Here is a 16,816-nt window from a genome sequence, read left to right as displayed (position 1 = left end):
ATGTTTTGTTTTTTATATACATATAAAGCCTGCCGGAACTTGAAAAACCCGGCAGGTTTATAGGGAAATTATTTGCATTGAGTAATCATCTGTTCGGCCATATCCTTGCCCCAGCGTGGTGAAATATCTTTCTCGGAAGTCTTAGCCGCTTCCTTCTCGAAAAGTTGCATGCTTTTTTGTGCCATGCCACAAGCTTTCTCTGGCCCCTGACCAAAAAATTGCGCCATACCTAACTCCATCTGAGCCATCATTACCATTGCCCTGGGATTTTCAGGATCCATTGATAGTGCTTTTCCAAAGGCTCCCATTACTACACTGGACATATGTTGTCCTCTGCTCCCGGGATCAGCCGATAACTCTCCCATCAAAGCATAGCCCTTTAGAGTCAAAAGCTCAGCATTCTCACCATGTGCCTTGATGGCTTTTTCTACATGGTTTTTTGCTTCATGGTAAAAAGCATCTTTTTCTTTTATGCCTTCCTGGCTTCTGAACCCGGCATTTACCAATGCCAAACCTGCGTAATAATCTGCTAACCATTCTTCTGAGTTCTTTTCGGCTATGCGATTGAATCCATTAGCCACCTCTTGAAAATCAGTTGTTGTTTGCGCTTTTTCTAAAGCTTCTAATTGTTTTGCCATTGCTTTAATATAAGCAGGATCATTGGCATTGGAAGTGCATATTCCGAACAGGAACAAAGCGAAAATAAGTGTGTACTTTTTCATAATTATAGGATTTATAGATTGTTTAATTGATTTGCTTTTTTATCTGAAGAAAGTGTAAGAAATACCCCTAGAAAAAGGAATCTTGGAGCACCTTGTTGTATGGGCATACCTGTAAAAAGATTGTTGTCATTAGTTTCTGAGGCATATTGGTAACCGAACACATTATTTCTTCCTAAAACATTGCTACATGCTAAGTGGATAATAAGATTAGGTTTGGGGAGATAACTCCAACTCAGGCTTAAATCCTGATAGCTTTTTGTTTTTGAATTTTGCTCTCCGGGAATATTAGGGTTGGTATAAGTATAACCATCATTCATACTAAAAGACATACCTATTTGCGATTTAAGGGGTGAAATAAAATGTTTCACAACCACGGATCCATTGTGCAAGGGAGCAAATCCCGGCTGAACAGAAGTTTGATATCCCCCAAATTTTCTCTCTGAATCCACCAAACTGTAGGTGATCCAAAAATCAGTATTTTTGAAAGTTTTATTGTCTCTGAAAAAGAAATCCATTCCTTTAGCGACCCCGTTCCCATCCAATCGGAGTTGTTCAGGAAATTGAACATCACCTTCAAATGTGAGTAGTTGATCATATCCTTTATAAAAGGCTTCTGCACGGAAGGTCCTGCCATTTTTAGAGTGGAAATAATTAAGAATCCAATGTGTGGCTTTTGTATTCCCTAACTCATTGTCAACCACTCTAAATCTTTCTTCAGGCAATTGACTGAAAGTGCCATAAGCAAATGAAATTTGTCCATCACTTCTGAATTTGTAGGATACAGAGGCACGGGGATCTATCCATAATTCATCATTAAGTTTACTATAACCAGAACGCAGGCCACCACGGAATATCAATTGATTGTTGACATAGTAATCCGATTCTATAAAGGCGTTATATTGTTGATCCATAAAATTCCTGCTTAAGTCTTCTGACACCAATGATTGTTCATAGCCTGACCAGTATGTTTCCACACCCATTTTTGTAGAGAAAGCCGGAGAGAAATCCTTCACAGCCACACCTTTGGCATGGAAAAGTTCAGTTTGCTGAACAATATCCAAGCCACCTAATTTAATTTGATCCTTATTGAGAGAGTAGGAGAGTCCACCTGTATAACTCCAGTCATTTTTTCCAATTTGCTTAAAACTACTTTGAGCATAAGTATAATCATTTTTAATCTTCACCAATGAACCTTTACCATCAACACCTGGCTCTGCCTGCCAAATTTCCATTCCGCTGGATTCTTTATGGAGATAGGCTTTAACCATTCCGCTATTTCCCCATTTTTGTCTTGCAGATATGGACGCATCCCATCCATGAGGACTCCTTTCCCAATCGAAATTTTGCTTAACAAGGGATTGATAAGGAGTAAGATCAAAATAATTAGCAGAAGCCGTTAAACTGTTTTTCTCGCCTACTAAAGTTTGGGCGTAGCCACCACCAACAGACATTAAACTTATATCACCTTGGTTTCTGACTGGAATATCTACAGTGTTCAACACTAAAGCAGAAGATAGTGCCTGTCCATATTCAGCTGAATAACCACCTGTGCTAAAAAATGAACCTTTAAAAAGATTAGGGTTAAAACGTGTGCGGGTAGGCACATTATTGGCAGTTGTTCCAAACGCATTGCCTACTTTAAGTCCGTCAATAAAAATAGCTGTTTCAGAAGCATCTCCACCTCTTACAAATAATCTACCGTCATTGCCCACAGTGGAGGTGCCGGGCAAGGTTTGAAGTGCTCCGACCACATCGCCCATTGCACTTGGTGTAGTTACTATATCCAATGGCTTAAGTACCACTGCCTTATTTTCATCTGAGGCTTCCATTGCCCCGGCAGTAATGGTAACTGCATTAAGCTGGTCTATGGATTCTTTGAGTGTAACATTATTTTCAATCGGTTCTCCTGTCAGTTGTACACTTAGTTCTTGTTTTTTAAACCCAACAGATTGGAGAATAAGGATTTGATCACCTGTTTCATCACTGGAGAACGAAAAGGAACCATCAGGCTTTGTGGAGGTGCCATCGTAAGTATTTTGGATAAATACATTCACTCCGGGCAATGGCTCTCCTTTAGAATCTTTCACAATTCCTTTAATTTCTGTTTGAGCTATTCCAACAGAGGCGCTGATCATTAAGACGAAAGTAATAAATGTTTTCATAGTGCTTTTCTTTGCACCAAATGTGGGGCAAAGTACACTCCTGAAAAATTAAAGCTTACTGAACTGTAGAATTAAGCGGATGAAGCGATATTAAGATGAGATGGAGATTTAGTGGCATCTAAATAGATGCCACTATTTGCTATGTATACAGAGTAGGCGTATGCATTACTTCTTTAGAAGTAATGCTGCTTCCTTTGCAAAATAACTGAGGATCACATCGGCCCCAGCTCTTTTGATGCTTAACAAACTTTCCATCATTGCAAGCTCACCATTTAACCAACCCTTTTGGGCGGCTGCTTTAATCATGCTGTATTCCCCGCTTACATTATAAGCTGCAATAGGTAGTTCATGGTTTTCTTTTAATAAATGAATCACATCCAAATAAGCCAAAGCAGGTTTTACCATCAGGAAATCAGCCCCTTCATCGGCATCCAATTCGGCTTCAATCAGAGCTTCGTGTTTATTGGCAGGATTCATTTGATAGGTTTTTTTATCGCCAGATTTAGGTGCTGAATCCAAAGCATCACGAAATGGGCCGTAAAAAGCACTGGCATATTTTGCAGAATAACTCATGATGGATACATTTTCGAAATTATTATCATCCAATACATCCCTTATTACTTCCACCCGACCATCCATCATATCCGAAGGTCCAATAATATCTATACCTGTTGCTGCTTGAGCCAATGCCATATCAGCCAGGACTTCCAAAGTTTCATCATTAAGAATATTGCCATTTTCATCTACAATACCATCATGGCCATCACTGCTATAAGGATCCATTGCCACATCTGTCATAATGCATGCTTCAGGAAATTGAGCTTTAATTTCTTTTAGGGCTTTTAGGTAAAAGAATTTCTCATTCGCACTTTGAGTGGCCATTTTATCCTTATACTTCTCATCTACTACCGGAAAAATATCAAACGCTTTAATCCCAAGCTTTAAACATTCTTCAATTTCCTTTAACATTAAGTCAGTTGTTAGTCGGAAAATACCAGGCATGCTATCCACTTCGATTTTCTTGTTTTTCCCTTCCAATAAGAATAAGGGAAAGATAAAATCTTTAGTGGTAAGAGTGGTTTCTTCCACCATTTCCCTAATGGCAATAGATTTACGATTTCTTCTGGGTCTGCGTAGCATGGAATGACTTTTAATTAATCCCCAAAAATACGGTTTTTTATGGTATCAGTTGGCAAATCGCCATCTTTTTGAGAGGGTGCTAATTGAAAACAGATTCACATCAGCAAGTAAGAATGAGTAGTGTTTCGAAGGAGTTTGATAAAGGAATTAAATAATGAATTAAAATAAAATGCTAAAATAAAGGCTTTCAGGTAGTTTTCTCCGTAAAAATAATTAAGTGGATATATCTTGATTAGATGCCCATTTTTTTTAATGTAAAAATTTTAAATCGCAAATAAAATGAAAATAGTTGTCACTCCCGATAAGTTTAAAGGTAGCCTTACTGCCCATGAGGTAGCTGAAATTGTGGAATGGACTATGAGTGTTTATTCCCCTCAATCGAAAATTATCAAAATTCCAATGGCTGATGGAGGAGAGGGGTCTTCCGCCATTTTAAGTAAATATTATAAAGCTGAAATGATAAAAATTTTAGTGCATGGGCCACTTAGGAGGAGAATTTTAGCGAAGTATTATCTTTCTACAGAAAGAAAAGAGGCTTATATAGAAATGGCCAATGCTTCAGGTTCAAAATTACTGAATTACTCCCGTTTGAATGGACTGATTACTACAACTTACGGCACTGGTGAATTGATCAGGGATGCCGTAAAAAAAGGCGCCAAAAGTATAATTTTATGTATAGGTGGGAGTGCTACAAATGATGGAGGCACGGGGATGGCAAATGCTTTGGGCTATACTTTTTTAAAGAAAAATGGTGAATCCTTTATACCTACGGGAGGCACTCTTTCTGAGATTGACAAAATTATTCCTCCTAAAAAAGATTGGCTTAAAAAGATAAAAGTAACTGTTCTGGCTGATGTGAATAACCCGCTATATGGGCCAACAGGGGCAGCTTTTCAGTATGGGCCTCAAAAGGGATTGGATAATGAAGATTGTATAAAAGTAGATCAGGGGCTGAAACATCTGGCAAAAATCATTAAAAAGGACTTTCATTTTTCAATAGATCAATTTCCCGGCTCAGGGGCAGCAGGTGGTTTGGGGGGCGGGGCTTCTTTTTTTCTAAAGGCCACCATGAAAGCGGGAGCTACTTATATCGGCAATTTGTTACAGCTTGAACATCATATAAAAACCGCAGATTTGGTGATTTCCGGGGAAGGGAAATTGGACGAACAATCTTTGAATTGTAAAGTAGTGGAGGAAGTTTACTGCCTTTGTCAAAGGCATAAAAAACCTTTACTTTTATTGGTGGGTGAAAATGAATTGCACAATCAGGAAAAATATTTTTACCATACAGAAATTATTAGTCTATCCGCTTTTGCAGGGAGTGCGGAAGAAGCATTAAGGAAGCCTAAAAGGGTACTTAAGGAAGCCTTGCTTCATTGGCTAACGGAACATCGTCCTGTTCAGGAGTATGTTCTGCAATATTAACGCCCCCCCCCCCCTTTATTCCTAAATTGAATATTTGCTTTGGAACAGAGGATATATTGAATCTCTCTGACATTGAGCAAGCCCTGATCGCTTTGGCTTCTCATTTCCCTTTTCTAGTGTCATTTCCCAATTAATTTCCATTTACACATATTCCAGTAATGTATTGGTCGGATCAAATCCGGCTTTCAAAGAAAAAAATTTTATCATACTTTATATATCGTTAAATTACAATTCTATTAATAAATAATTAAAGTATGGTTCAGATTTGCTTTTTGTTGATTGGTGTGTTTTCTGCCCTGGCAGGATTTGCATCCAATGAGCCTATCCATTGGCAAGAAGCAAATAAATCGAAATCAGCCCAGCTTGATTTACATTGGTTTGTGTCAAAACCATTCATCTATCAGGATGAATTTGGAAACATGAAAGGGCTGGAAGTTGAAATGTTGAATCATTTTCAACTTTTTGTGAAAGAGAAATATGGTATTGACTTAAAGTTGAATTGGATTGAATCTGAAGATTTTGTTTCTATTCAGGATAAAATAGCTGGTAGTCCTTTCCCTAATTCTATTGGTGTGTCTGCCTTTTCCATTACTGAAGAGAGAAGGAAAAGGATGAAATTCTCGACATCCTACCTCTCAGATGTGACGGTATTAGTTACCGCTAAAGGAACCCCTATAGTAAAGACGCTTGATGAAATAAACAAGCTAATGGATGGAAAAACAGCGGTTACAATAAAAGGGACTACCTATGAGAAGTTTTTGTGGGAAATAGAAAAGCAATTGAACCTTCATTTCAATATGCTATACATAGACAGTGATAAAAATATTTTGGAAGAAATCAGTAAAACTGAAGAGGGATTTGGGTTCATTGATTTGCCAATCTATCTCATGTTAATTAAAAATGGAGGGGAGTTGACAAGGCAAAACTTCTTCACCATGAGAGGGAATGGTTATTCTTTTGTGTTACCTCCGAATAGTAGTTGGGATATCCCTCTTAACGAATATTTGTCAGAACCGGAATCAAAAGTGAAGATTGCCAAGATAGTGTCTAAATACATCAGCCCGGAATTGTTTGTGTTTATTGAAAACATTTATGGTGAGGATAATTTGGGGGCATCAATACTTACCAAAGAAAAAGAGATACAATTAAATCATATAAAAAATGCTGAGTTGCAACTGGAGAAAGAAAAGTATTTCCGAAGTCTGCTTATTATTTTCATCATAGTTATCACTGTTGCAGCAATAGTGATTTTCATTCTTTTGTATAACAAACAGAAGTTCATTCGGAAGTTATCTAAGCAAAAACTACAGATTGAATTGCAACAAAAGAACATCCGGATTAAAAATGAGAAACTACTTAATAGAAATATACAACTCACATCCTTAAATGAGGAGAGAAACAATTTGGTCAAAATACTTGCACACGATTTGCGCACACCTATTAACCATATTACGGGCCTGGTAGAAGTCTTTCAAATCAAGCAGACAAATCTACCTAAAGAAGACATAGGACTTATTACTAAAATTAAAGAGTCTGCTAATAGACTCAATCAGATGATTCACAAAATACTTGATCTTGATGCTCTGGAGGGAAATCGAATGAAAGTGATATTTGAAGAAATCGATGTGAACCAACTAATGGTTGAATTGAAAAATAGCTTTCGGCAATCAACAGAAAACAAGAACATTCACCTTGACCTGAAATTAAAAGAATCTATACTCTTTAAATCTGATCATTTATTCCTTACCCAAATCCTTGAAAATCTTGTTTCCAATGCCATTAAATTTTCAGACTCAGGGTCGGAGATTTCATTAAGTGTGGAGCAGATTGATAATAAAGTAGTGTTTAAAGTGCAGGATGAAGGGCCGGGTCTTACTCAAAATGACAAACAATTAATTTTTTCCAAATACCAGAAATTAAGCGCAAAACCAACACAAGGTGAGTCTTCTATGGGGCTGGGGCTTTCGATTGTGAAAAAATATGTAGAATTATTGGGGGGAAGTGTTTGGGTTGAATCTGAAATAGGGAAGGGGAGTCAATTTTTTGTAAGCCTTCCATACAAAAAAAGTGAGGCTTAAAGCCCCACTTCATTATAATTTATCAGGTCTTATTTCATGTCTGTCTTTCAGCCTTTCCTTTGCTTTGCGTACATTTCTTTTTGCTACATCGTAGCAATCCTGTGAAGCAGTGATAAAACTTTCACCCTTGCCCATTACAAATATATCATTGCCCGGAAGAAAAACTTTTGCTTCTACCACTTTTTCATCTATGTTGGATTCAGTAACTGATTTTAGATATAAGTCTATGCCAACAATTTGATCATTGAATTTGGACAATTTACTAAACATTTCCCTCACACGATTATCGAGTTCCGGACTGATGTTGAAATTTACGGGTTCTAAAGTAATATTCATGTTCTTAAGTTATTTTGATATAAATCTGACTGTTCTATTTGCTCTCCAATTATTTCTAAATCAGGTAACATATTAAATACCTGTTGGTGGCCGAATTCTGCTTCCTGATTGTACCTGGCATTTCTAAATGCCACAAGAGGTTCTATATTAATATCAGGAGGTAATTTTTGATTTTCTGATAATTCCCTTGCTGCTTGCCCCATTTCCTGTAGGTGCATAAATACAACCTCCCTTACGGGTTCATTGCTATTAAAGTCTTCGTAGGTCATACCGCTTACTTGTGCGTTGATTTCAGCAATATTTTCTACAATCCTGTTGAGGTGTTGTATGGTTTCCTGTAGTTGCATTGTCATACCTTATTAATCGGTATTGGGAAGGAATTGTTGCGTAAAATGAGCTTCTACGAGGAAAAAAGTAACAGAAAAAAGTTATTAATTTTTATCTATCATTTTATCTTTAAAAAAAGAATGAATGTTCTTCAAAACAAATAATTGAAACTTAAATATATGCTTAAACGAATATGGAGCAACATAGCCTTTTAGGACAAGTAGCAAAGTAAGATTTGTTAAACCGCTTGCTTTCTCTGAAGATTCTCACAATTGGGAATGGTGCAATCCCCATAAAATACCAAAGAGTGCAATTTAATTTTGGAACCCAATGAGAGGCCAACTCTCTCCTTAATATTCTCAATGTCAGGATCGAGGAATTCCTTGATTTTCAGGCAGTCATTACAAACCAGATGGTCATGATGCTCATAGGTAAGAGCGGGTTCGTAAAGGGCATTTTTGTCTTTGAAATTGTGTTTTACCACTAGTCCACATTCAACTAACAGATCAATGGAATTATAAACTGTGGCTCGGGAAATGGTGTATTCCTTGTTTCTCATTTTCAGAAATAAAGATTCCACATCGATATGCTCATCTTGAGGGAGCTTATACAGTTCGTCAAGTACAGCATAACGCTCGGAGGTTTTTCTTAGGTTCTGATCGTTGAGATACTCATCCAGTATTTTCCTCGCCCTTATAAGTACTTCTTTCTTTACTGGTTCCGACATTCCAATTTTTGAGTTTAAAGGTTAATATTGACAAGTTAAATAAAATCTAACTTATTTTGCTAATCCTGGATACCAACATGTATCTAAAACATGTATTTTTTCCGGATTGAACCTTAAATATATAATATCTCCTTTCTGAAATAATATCTTTTCATGCGCATGAATAACTATATGACTTTCTGTTCCAATATCTGCATGCACTTGCTGGTGATCACCAAAATATTGAGCAAGCAATACTTTGGCTTCTAACGAATTTTCTTCTTTGTGGGTAAGTATTTCTACATTTTCAGGTCTGATGGCAATTAGCAGTTGGCCATTTTCCGAAGAGTTCACACCTTTAATTTCCCCTGACTTTAATTGATACACACCTTTATTAGCAATGGCATTCATTGCATTTATTTTACCAAAAAAATTAGCTACATATAAATTGACTGGTTTGTCATAAAGTTCTCTTGGTGTGCCCACTTGCTGTATTTTTCCATCTTTTAAAATGGCGATCCTATCAGCAGAGGATAAAGCATCACGCATGTCGTGCGTAACAAAAAGAGCTGTTGCCCCGGCTTTTTTGATAATGTTTCTTACCTCTTCCCTTACCTGGTCTTTTAGTACTGCATCCAGGTTGCTAAAGGGTTCATCCAATAAAATCACTCCCGGTTTGGGGGCCAGTGCGCGAGCCAGTGCTACTCTTTGCTGTTGACCACCTGATAAAATGTGGGGATATTTATTTTCAAACCCACTAAGCCCAACCATTTCCAGTATTTCCTTAACGCGTGCTTTTTTGTCATCACAACAATCTTTGTTAAGCCCGAACTCAATGTTCTCTGCCACAGTTAAATGCGGGAAAAGGGCATAATCCTGGAAGACCATTCCAATTTTCCTTTTCTCCGGTTTCATACTGAAATTATCTTTCACCACTGTGATTCCATTGATGGAGATAATTCCTTTATCGGCCTCTTCAAATCCTGCAACTAATCGTAAAAGGGTGGTTTTTCCACTACCACTTTCCCCTACCAATGCCAGAAGTTCGCCTCTTTCAACGGTCAAATCCGCATTATTCACGGCATATTTAAGCTTTTTGCCAAATTTTTTGCTCAGGTGTTTAATCGATAATACTTCCATTCTCTTGAGGACTTTTCATTAACCTGTTTAAAATAATTATAGGAACTATTCCAATTAGAATAATTATCAATGAAGGAGTGGCAGATTCGGCCACCATCTCATCACTGGCCAGTTCATAAGCTTTGGTAGCTAAGGTATGGAAATTAAAAGGCCTCAAAATTAATGTGAGGGGTAATTCTTTTAATATATCCACAAATACTAAAATTCCTCCTGAGAATAAAGCACTTCTGATTAAGGGGATATTTATTCTCCACAATGTTTTCATACTTCCGGCTCCCAACGAATGGGCTGCTTCATCTATTCCTGTCCCAGTTTTTTTAAATGCGGCTTCAATGGGATTTAATGATACAGTAAGAAATCGCACTATATAAGCAAAGGTAAGGGCAAATAATGTACTACTAAAAATCAAACCAATATTGCTATCAAAATGGTTCTTCCATATTTGAATTAATTGTTTATCGAGTCCTAAAAGAGGGATCATAATACCTATTGCTATTACAGCTCCGGGAATAGAATACCCCAAAGAAGCAATTTTCGCCAGGATGTTAAAGGTTTTGTTCTGGTGAATTTTTACTGCATAAAGTATAATAACAGAAAAAAGAACACAGAGGGCGGCTGCTAAAAGTGCCAGGCCAAAACTATGGAGCATCATCAGGAAAAAATCAGTATTAAAAACAGACTGAATTGTTTGAACAGACCATATGATTAGTTGAAATACAGGTGCAATAAAGCCCAGGAAAAGAGGTATAAAGCACACAGTCCATGCTAAGGCTTTTTTCCAGCTTTTCAATTGATACCTCTTGAGCTTTCTTCCTATCTTGGCGCCTTCATCAAATTTAGTTTTGCCCCTTTGCCACCTTTCTAAACTTAAAAGAAGAAGAATAAAGAGCATTAGTAAACCTGAAAGGTTGATAGCGGCATTGGGATCACCTAATGAAAACCATGCGCGGAAAATACCAGTGGTAAATGTGCTTACTCCATAATACTTTACAGCTCCATAATCATTGAGTACTTCCATGACCACCAGTGAAACCCCTCCAATGATGGCAGGTCTGCTGATGGGTAGTGCTATTTTAAAGAAAGTTCGCCAGGAAGAACTTCCCAATATTCTTGATGCTTCCAATAATGTGGAGGATTGGTTCATAAAAGAAGAACGGGCAACTACGTAGACATAAGGAAAAAGCACCAAAGACATCACAACAGCAACTCCCCAGAAATTCATAATATCAATATAGGCGATTTCTATCCATCCAATATTTCTGAAAAAACTTTGAATTGGGCCGGCATAGTCAAAAATACCGGCATAAGTGTAAGCTGCTATATAAGTAGGAATGGCCAGTGGCAGAATAAGAATCCATTCAAAATGTTTACGGAAAGGTATTTCACATGTACTTACAATCCATGCTGTGGATATGCCTGTCAAAAGGGTGAGAATGCTGACTACTATTACCAGCCCAATGGAATTGAGAATGTAATCGCTGAGAACGGTTTCCAATAAATGGTTCCATACTTCGCTGGAGCCACCATCAAAAAATTTAAACAGGAGGGTGTAAATAGGCAGGCCAATGAGTAGTACAAGCATAATTAATGCTATAGACCACCCATTGGCATACTTTTTAAATAATTTTAATAATTTCTCCTTCTGCACGCTTTATTTCCAGCCAGCCCTGTCAAAAATTTTCACGGCTATTTCATTGTTTTCACCCAACAAAGAGAGGTTCAGGCTATCAGCTTTAAATTCTCCCCAACTTTTCAAAGTTTCCGCCCATTCAACTTTTTCATTTACAGGGTATTCATAATTAACACCTGCAAAAACTTTCTGCGCTTCTTCTGACACTAAAAACTCGATGAATTTCACAGCGTTTTCCTTGTTGGGGGCATATTTAGCTACTCCAGCTCCACTTACATTGATGTGGGTTCCCCTGCCATCCTGGTTAGGGAAAAGTATTTTTACGGCATTGGCTATTTCTACCTCCTCTGCGTTGGAAGAATTTAACATTTTCCCTAAATAATAAGTGTTGGAAACAGCCACATCACCTTCACCGGCAACAATAGCCTTTATTTGATCACGATCTCCTCCTTTTGGATTTCTGGCCAAATTCTCCACCACTGCTTTTGCCCATTCAGTAGCCTCTTCCTCCCCTTTATGCGCCACAATGGAGGCAAGGAGTGATTGGTTATAAATGTTTGAGGAAGAACGGATTAATAATCTTCCTTTAATGGCCTCATCTCCCAGAGCCTCATAGGTAGAAATTTGATCCGCGCTGATTGTTTCCGGATTATAAACAATTGCCCTTCCTCTATAGGTTAAACCGAACCATTGGTTGTCTACATCTCTCAGATTTGAAGGAACGATTTTCTCTAATTCTTCAGATTGAATTGGCTGCAATAAATTAGCGGATTTGGCTCTGTGTAACCTGCCGGCATCAACAGTTATTAACACATCAGCAGGGGAGTTTTCTCCCTCTAAAGTCATTTTTTGAATTAATTCATCAGCATTGGCACTTACTACATTAACCTTTATGCCTGTTTTCTCTTCAAAATCAGCAAACAGTTGTTGATCCGCCTCATAATGTCGATGAGTATAAACATTTACCTCTTTTTGTGATTCTTTTTTTCCTGAACACGCCCATACACTTAAGAGCGTAAGTGCAATAATGATTATATTTTTCATTTCACTATTTTTAATTAATCTTAAGTTAAACTTCTGCAAATCTATAAATAATTGGATTAATTCTAAATAAGATATTGCTTTATTTTAATCCCTCCTCCGTCATTTTTCATGATAAGAATAGATAAATTGCGTTTGTGAGAAATAAGTGAAACTAAAGAAAGTATTTCAAAGCTTTTAGGAAGATTTGCGGAGTAAATGATGCGTATTATTTTAACTTTGATTTCCCATATTACAGCTGAATTATGAAAGCAACCATATCCCAATTGGAATATATAATAGCATTGGATACTTACCGTCATTTTGGTAAGGCAGCAGACAAGTGCTTTATTACACAGCCTACCTTAAGTATGCAAATTAATAAGTTGGAAGAAAACCTGGGAGTAAAAATCTTCGATAGAAGCAGACATCCTGTAGTGCCAACAGAATTAGGTGTTGTATTGGTAGAGCAAGCCCGGAGAGTGGTGAATGAGGCCAAGAAAATGGAGGAATTGATTGAAGATCAGAAAACTGAAATTGCAGGGGATCTAAAAATAGGTATTATTCCTACTATTGCACCTTACCTAATTCCTCTTTTTGCTACTAGTTTTATGCAAAATTATCCCGAGGTAAACATTCAGGTGGAGGAATTATTGACAGCAGCCACCTTACAGAAGGTTAAAGATGAGTCTTTAGATGTAGGAATCGTAGTCGGTCCAATAGATGATCCTTCTATCAGGGAAATCCCCATTTACTATGAAAAATTTCTTGCTTATGCGCATAGGACTTCCATTCAGGAAGGTGAGGTGATTAATGGCAAAGATTTGGAATCAGTTGATTTGTGGTTACTTAATGAGGGGCATTGCTTTAGGGAACAAGTATTGAATATTTGTCAAAACAGAAATCTCGACAATGTGTTAAACTATCAAAGCGGTTCTCTGGAAGCATTGAAAAGAATGGTGGATAAACAAGGAGGTATTACATTGCTGCCAGAACTGGCCACCTTAGACCTGTCGGAATTGGATAAACGCAAATTACATACTTTTAAAATGCCCACTCCATTTCGCGAAGTGAGCCTGGTGATGAAAAGGGATTTCCTAAAAAGAAGATTGATTGAGTCACTGCAAAAGGAAATTATGGGAAATCTTCCTGAGCATGTGAAAAACAGGGATGAAAATGAATTACAAATTATTAAATGGCGTTGAGGAGTATTCCGTATTCTTAAAAAATTGCAGAAAAGATAATAAAAATCGTAAATTGATATATAAAATAAAAGAGGATGAAAGAAATAGGAAGAAATGATCTCTGCCATTGTGGAAGTGGTAAGAAATACAAGAATTGCCATATGGGGCGTAGTGGTGAAATTACCAGTAACAAGAACATCCTTTTTATTTCTGTATTTGTTGTCATACTAGCAATTGCAGGATTCTCAATTTTTTACAATTCTGATAATACTCCTTCTTCAAGGAATAACAATACCAACCAATCATTAACACCCCCACCACCTGGTGAAGCCCCTCCTGGGAAAGTTTGGTCTAAGGAACATGGCCATTACCATGATATTTAAATTTTTCAATTCAGATATATTATTAGAATGTATAAAGCAATTTGTACTGATATAGATGGTACATTATTAAATGCAAACAGAAAACTTTCAGAAAGGACTATTTCTGCTATTCGCTCCCTTGATGATGATATTCCTGTCATCTTAGCCTCTTCTAGAATGCCCGCTGCCATGCGGCACTTACAGCAAGTACTAGGGATAGAAAAGCACCCATTAATATGTTATAATGGAGGATATGTGATAGATCAGGGGCATATTATCCGCACATTGGATTCTGTTACCATCCCTTTTCCTATTGCCAGAAAAATTGCTTCCTGGGCTGAAAAGAGTTCCTTGCATGCCAGCTTTTATTTTGAAGACCATTGGTATGCCCCCTCTCTTGACGAATGGACAGAAAGAGAAATAAACAACACGCAGGTTCAGGCCAAAATCCTCTCCAATTCAGCTATCATCAGTCGTTGGCATGCTACTCAAACAGGGGCACATAAAATCATGTGCATGGGTGATCCTCAGCTGATAGATGCATTGGTAAAGCAACTGAAAGACCAAAAGGAACCTCTCCATCTTTATCGCTCCAAGGATACTTATTTAGAGATTGCTCCACTTCAAATATCTAAGGCTTCCGCTTTGGCTTTACTCTTAAAAAATAAATATAAATTCTCAGTTGATGATGTTATAGCTTTCGGAGACAACTTTAATGACATAGAGCTGTTAAATGTAGTAGGAAAAGGTATTGCAGTGCAAAACGCCAGAGAAGAATTAAAAGCAGTGGCTAATGAAATTACCGATTCGGCCAAAGAAGATGGTGTGGCAAAAGCGATTGAGAAATATTTCCTCAACCTTTCCTGAAGCTCATTTTTTAATTAACTCAATTTTTGAATGGAAATAATTGGTAATCTGATTAAATCAGCGATTGCTGTAGGTAGTAAATTACAAAATAAAGAGGCACCTGAAAAAGCCCAACATGAGGTTTTGGAAGATTTGCTTGACTCTGCAAAAGATACGGCCTTTGGGAAATACTATGGTTTCAGACAGCTTTTGGATCAGGAAAACTTATTTGAAGCATTTAGCAAAGAAGTACCCTATCATGATTATGATAAAATAGCCAAAGAATGGTGGAACAAAACACTGGAGGGAAAACCTGATATTTGCTGGCCGGGCGTTTGCGAATATTTTGCCGTAAGTGCAGGCACCACTAGCAGCAGTAAGCACATTCCTGTTACCGAGGATATGCTGGAAAGTGTGAGAAAAGCCGGGATGTACCAGGTTCTGAGTTTGCCAAATTTTAAGGATCTGCCGGAAACATTTTTTGATAAAGAAATATTGATGCTGGGCTCAAGTACTAATCTGAACCAGGTGGGAGGTCACCTGGAGGGAGAAATTAGCGGGATTAGTGCAGCCAACATCCCCAACTGGTTCAAAAGATTTTATAAACCAGGACTTGAAATTAGTAGTATTGATGATTGGGATGAAAGGGTGCAGAGAATAGCAGAAGAAGCTAAAAATTGGGATGTAGGTAGTATATCCGGTATTCCATCCTGGATTGAACTGATGTTGCAGCGAGTGATTGAGTACCACAAGTTGGAGACCATTCATGATATTTGGCCTAATTTGGCCGTTTTTACTTCAGGTGGGGTAGCACTTGACCCCTATAAAAAAAGCTTTGATAAATTATTTGGCAAACCAGTACAATATATTGACACCTATTTAGCCTCTGAAGGTTACTTGGCTACTCAGGTGAGGCCGGAAACCAGCTCTATGCAGTTGATCTGTGATAATGGAATTTTCTTTGAATTTATACCATTCGAAGCGAAAAACATGAATGAAGATGGCTCTATTGCAGCAGATGCAAAATCCATTACTATTGCTGATGTAGAAGAAAATGTAGATTACATTTTAATAATATCCACTGTGGCCGGGGCTTGGCGCTATATGATTGGGGACACCATTGTTTTTACGGATAAAGAGCGTGCTGAGATTAAAATAACAGGCCGTACAAAATTTTTCCTAAACGTGGTAGGCTCACAGTTATCAGTGAATAGAATGGATGATGCGGTAAGCAATATCAATGACAATTTCCCTATTAACATTAAAGAATTTACTGTTGCAGCAGTAAGGGAAAACAATGAATATATACATCATTGGTATTTTGGAGTGGAGGGCGATTTTACTCTAATTAATCAGGAAGAATTGAAAAATTACCTGGATAAAAACCTACAGGAGAATAATAAGAATTACAAAGTAGCCAGAAATAAAGCCCTAAAGGGTATAAAGATTTCCCTTATACCTGCAGATGTGTTTATTAGTTGGAATGACAATAAAAAAAACAAAGGAGGACAAGTAAAAGTAGCTAAAGTGATGAAGGAAGAGGCTTTCTCAGAATTTGAAGATTTTGTGAAATCAGCCACTTAGTATTCAGGTGTGGTGGTATACTTTTAAATGATTTAATTGCCAAAAATAGTTGGTAAAATGCCTTAAAACTGATTGTAAACAACTGATATTAAGATAGATATACTTATTTTGACTAGAGCTCATTGAAATGTGTTTCAATGAGCTTTTTTTTGTA

15 protein-coding genes are annotated in these 16,816 nt (G+C 37.4%); 6 read left to right on the top strand and 9 right to left on the bottom strand.

Annotated features, from left to right (window positions below):
• Window positions 1–68: 68 nt before the first annotated feature.
• The 3 genes from JKA74_RS18245 to hemB all read right to left on the bottom strand — a co-directional run bounded on the left by JKA74_RS18245 (window position 69) and on the right by hemB (window position 4,024).
• Window positions 69–722 carry a tetratricopeptide repeat protein gene (locus JKA74_RS18245; RefSeq protein WP_201432677.1) on the bottom strand — a complete coding sequence of 218 codons (654 nt, stop codon included), beginning with the start codon at window positions 720–722 and terminating at the stop codon, window positions 69–71.
• An 11-nt stretch (window positions 723–733) separates the two neighbouring features.
• Window positions 734–2,884 carry a TonB-dependent receptor gene (locus tag JKA74_RS18240; protein ID WP_201432676.1) on the bottom strand — a complete coding sequence of 717 codons (2,151 nt, stop codon included), beginning with the start codon at window positions 2,882–2,884 and terminating at the stop codon, window positions 734–736.
• Window positions 2,885–3,049: 165 nt separating this feature from the next.
• Complete coding sequence (gene hemB, locus JKA74_RS18235) at window positions 3,050–4,024, bottom strand: porphobilinogen synthase (protein WP_201432675.1); 975 nt, start codon at window positions 4,022–4,024, stop codon at window positions 3,050–3,052.
• Between the two features lie 279 nt (window positions 4,025–4,303).
• Between hemB and JKA74_RS18230 the strand changes: the two genes are divergently transcribed.
• Together JKA74_RS18230 and JKA74_RS18225 are read left to right on the top strand one after the other, a co-directional pair.
• Window positions 4,304–5,449: a glycerate kinase gene (locus JKA74_RS18230; RefSeq protein ID WP_201432674.1), complete on the top strand. Its 1,146-nt coding sequence runs from the start codon at window positions 4,304–4,306 to the stop codon at window positions 5,447–5,449.
• 254 nt (window positions 5,450–5,703) lie between these two features.
• On the top strand, window positions 5,704–7,527 hold the full coding sequence (locus tag JKA74_RS18225; RefSeq protein ID WP_201432673.1) for an ATP-binding protein: 1,824 nt from the start codon (window positions 5,704–5,706) through the stop codon (window positions 7,525–7,527).
• A gap of 12 nt (window positions 7,528–7,539) precedes the next feature.
• On the opposite strand, the gene JKA74_RS18220 is transcribed toward JKA74_RS18225, so the two are convergent.
• The 6 genes from JKA74_RS18220 to JKA74_RS18195 all read right to left on the bottom strand — a co-directional run bounded on the left by JKA74_RS18220 (window position 7,540) and on the right by JKA74_RS18195 (window position 12,710).
• Complete coding sequence (locus JKA74_RS18220; RefSeq protein WP_201432672.1) at window positions 7,540–7,863, bottom strand: HPF/RaiA family ribosome-associated protein; 324 nt, start codon at window positions 7,861–7,863, stop codon at window positions 7,540–7,542.
• Window positions 7,860–8,210 carry a hypothetical protein gene (locus JKA74_RS18215; RefSeq protein ID WP_201432671.1) on the bottom strand — a complete coding sequence of 117 codons (351 nt, stop codon included), beginning with the start codon at window positions 8,208–8,210 and terminating at the stop codon, window positions 7,860–7,862. The genes JKA74_RS18220 and JKA74_RS18215 overlap by 4 nt, the downstream gene beginning before the upstream one ends.
• 218 nt (window positions 8,211–8,428) lie before the next feature.
• The gene (locus JKA74_RS18210; protein ID WP_201432670.1) at window positions 8,429–8,917 is read right to left on the bottom strand and encodes a Fur family transcriptional regulator; all 489 of its coding nucleotides are present in this window, start codon (window positions 8,915–8,917) and stop codon (window positions 8,429–8,431) included.
• Between the two features lie 51 nt (window positions 8,918–8,968).
• Window positions 8,969–10,036, bottom strand: coding sequence for an ABC transporter ATP-binding protein (locus JKA74_RS18205; RefSeq protein WP_201432669.1), 1,068 nt, complete (start codon window positions 10,034–10,036; stop codon window positions 8,969–8,971).
• Window positions 10,017–11,618 (bottom strand): ABC transporter permease, encoded by a 1,602-nt coding sequence (locus JKA74_RS18200; protein ID WP_201432668.1) that lies wholly within the window; start codon window positions 11,616–11,618, stop codon window positions 10,017–10,019. The genes JKA74_RS18205 and JKA74_RS18200 overlap by 20 nt, the downstream gene beginning before the upstream one ends.
• 69 nt (window positions 11,619–11,687) lie before the next feature.
• Window positions 11,688–12,710, bottom strand: coding sequence for a Fe(3+) ABC transporter substrate-binding protein (locus JKA74_RS18195; protein WP_201432667.1), 1,023 nt, complete (start codon window positions 12,708–12,710; stop codon window positions 11,688–11,690).
• Between the two features lie 242 nt (window positions 12,711–12,952).
• Here JKA74_RS18195 and JKA74_RS18190 point away from each other — a divergent pair, with 242 nt between their 5' ends.
• From JKA74_RS18190 to JKA74_RS18175, 4 genes are all read left to right on the top strand, one after another.
• Window positions 12,953–13,891, top strand: a complete 939-nt coding sequence (locus JKA74_RS18190; RefSeq protein WP_201432666.1) for a hydrogen peroxide-inducible genes activator — start codon at window positions 12,953–12,955, stop codon at window positions 13,889–13,891.
• Window positions 13,892–13,965: 74 nt separating this feature from the next.
• The gene (locus JKA74_RS18185) at window positions 13,966–14,253 is read left to right on the top strand and encodes a YecA family protein (protein ID WP_201432665.1); all 288 of its coding nucleotides are present in this window, start codon (window positions 13,966–13,968) and stop codon (window positions 14,251–14,253) included.
• Window positions 14,254–14,280: 27 nt separating this feature from the next.
• Window positions 14,281–15,099 carry a Cof-type HAD-IIB family hydrolase gene (locus JKA74_RS18180; RefSeq protein ID WP_201432664.1) on the top strand — a complete coding sequence of 273 codons (819 nt, stop codon included), beginning with the start codon at window positions 14,281–14,283 and terminating at the stop codon, window positions 15,097–15,099.
• A gap of 30 nt (window positions 15,100–15,129) precedes the next feature.
• Window positions 15,130–16,662: a GH3 family domain-containing protein gene (locus JKA74_RS18175; RefSeq protein ID WP_201432663.1), complete on the top strand. Its 1,533-nt coding sequence runs from the start codon at window positions 15,130–15,132 to the stop codon at window positions 16,660–16,662.
• Window positions 16,663–16,816: the final 154 nt, after the last annotated feature.

It is taken from the genome of Marivirga aurantiaca (assembly GCF_016679925.1).
In the GTDB taxonomy this organism is placed as follows: domain Bacteria; phylum Bacteroidota; class Bacteroidia; order Cytophagales; family Cyclobacteriaceae; genus Marivirga; species Marivirga aurantiaca.
This window is presented reverse-complemented; position numbering and strand designations above follow the sequence as displayed.

Coding starts and splice junctions, on each gene's coding strand:
- JKA74_RS18210 (WP_201432670.1), bottom strand. CDS start 8,917: ATGTCGGAACCAGTAAAGAAAGAAGTACTTATAAGGGCGAGGAAAATA.
- JKA74_RS18245 (WP_201432677.1), bottom strand. CDS start 722: ATGAAAAAGTACACACTTATTTTCGCTTTGTTCCTGTTCGGAATATGC.
- JKA74_RS18185 (WP_201432665.1), top strand. CDS start 13,966: ATGAAAGAAATAGGAAGAAATGATCTCTGCCATTGTGGAAGTGGTAAG.
- JKA74_RS18205 (WP_201432669.1), bottom strand. CDS start 10,036: ATGGAAGTATTATCGATTAAACACCTGAGCAAAAAATTTGGCAAAAAG.
- JKA74_RS18175 (WP_201432663.1), top strand. CDS start 15,130: ATGGAAATAATTGGTAATCTGATTAAATCAGCGATTGCTGTAGGTAGT.
- JKA74_RS18230 (WP_201432674.1), top strand. CDS start 4,304: ATGAAAATAGTTGTCACTCCCGATAAGTTTAAAGGTAGCCTTACTGCC.
- JKA74_RS18200 (WP_201432668.1), bottom strand. CDS start 11,618: ATGCTTGTACTACTCATTGGCCTGCCTATTTACACCCTCCTGTTTAAA.
- JKA74_RS18240 (WP_201432676.1), bottom strand. CDS start 2,884: ATGAAAACATTTATTACTTTCGTCTTAATGATCAGCGCCTCTGTTGGA.
- hemB (WP_201432675.1), bottom strand. CDS start 4,024: ATGCTACGCAGACCCAGAAGAAATCGTAAATCTATTGCCATTAGGGAA.
- JKA74_RS18215 (WP_201432671.1), bottom strand. CDS start 8,210: ATGCAACTACAGGAAACCATACAACACCTCAACAGGATTGTAGAAAAT.
- JKA74_RS18180 (WP_201432664.1), top strand. CDS start 14,281: ATGTATAAAGCAATTTGTACTGATATAGATGGTACATTATTAAATGCA.
- JKA74_RS18190 (WP_201432666.1), top strand. CDS start 12,953: ATGAAAGCAACCATATCCCAATTGGAATATATAATAGCATTGGATACT.
- JKA74_RS18195 (WP_201432667.1), bottom strand. CDS start 12,710: ATGAAAAATATAATCATTATTGCACTTACGCTCTTAAGTGTATGGGCG.
- JKA74_RS18225 (WP_201432673.1), top strand. CDS start 5,704: ATGGTTCAGATTTGCTTTTTGTTGATTGGTGTGTTTTCTGCCCTGGCA.
- JKA74_RS18220 (WP_201432672.1), bottom strand. CDS start 7,863: ATGAATATTACTTTAGAACCCGTAAATTTCAACATCAGTCCGGAACTC.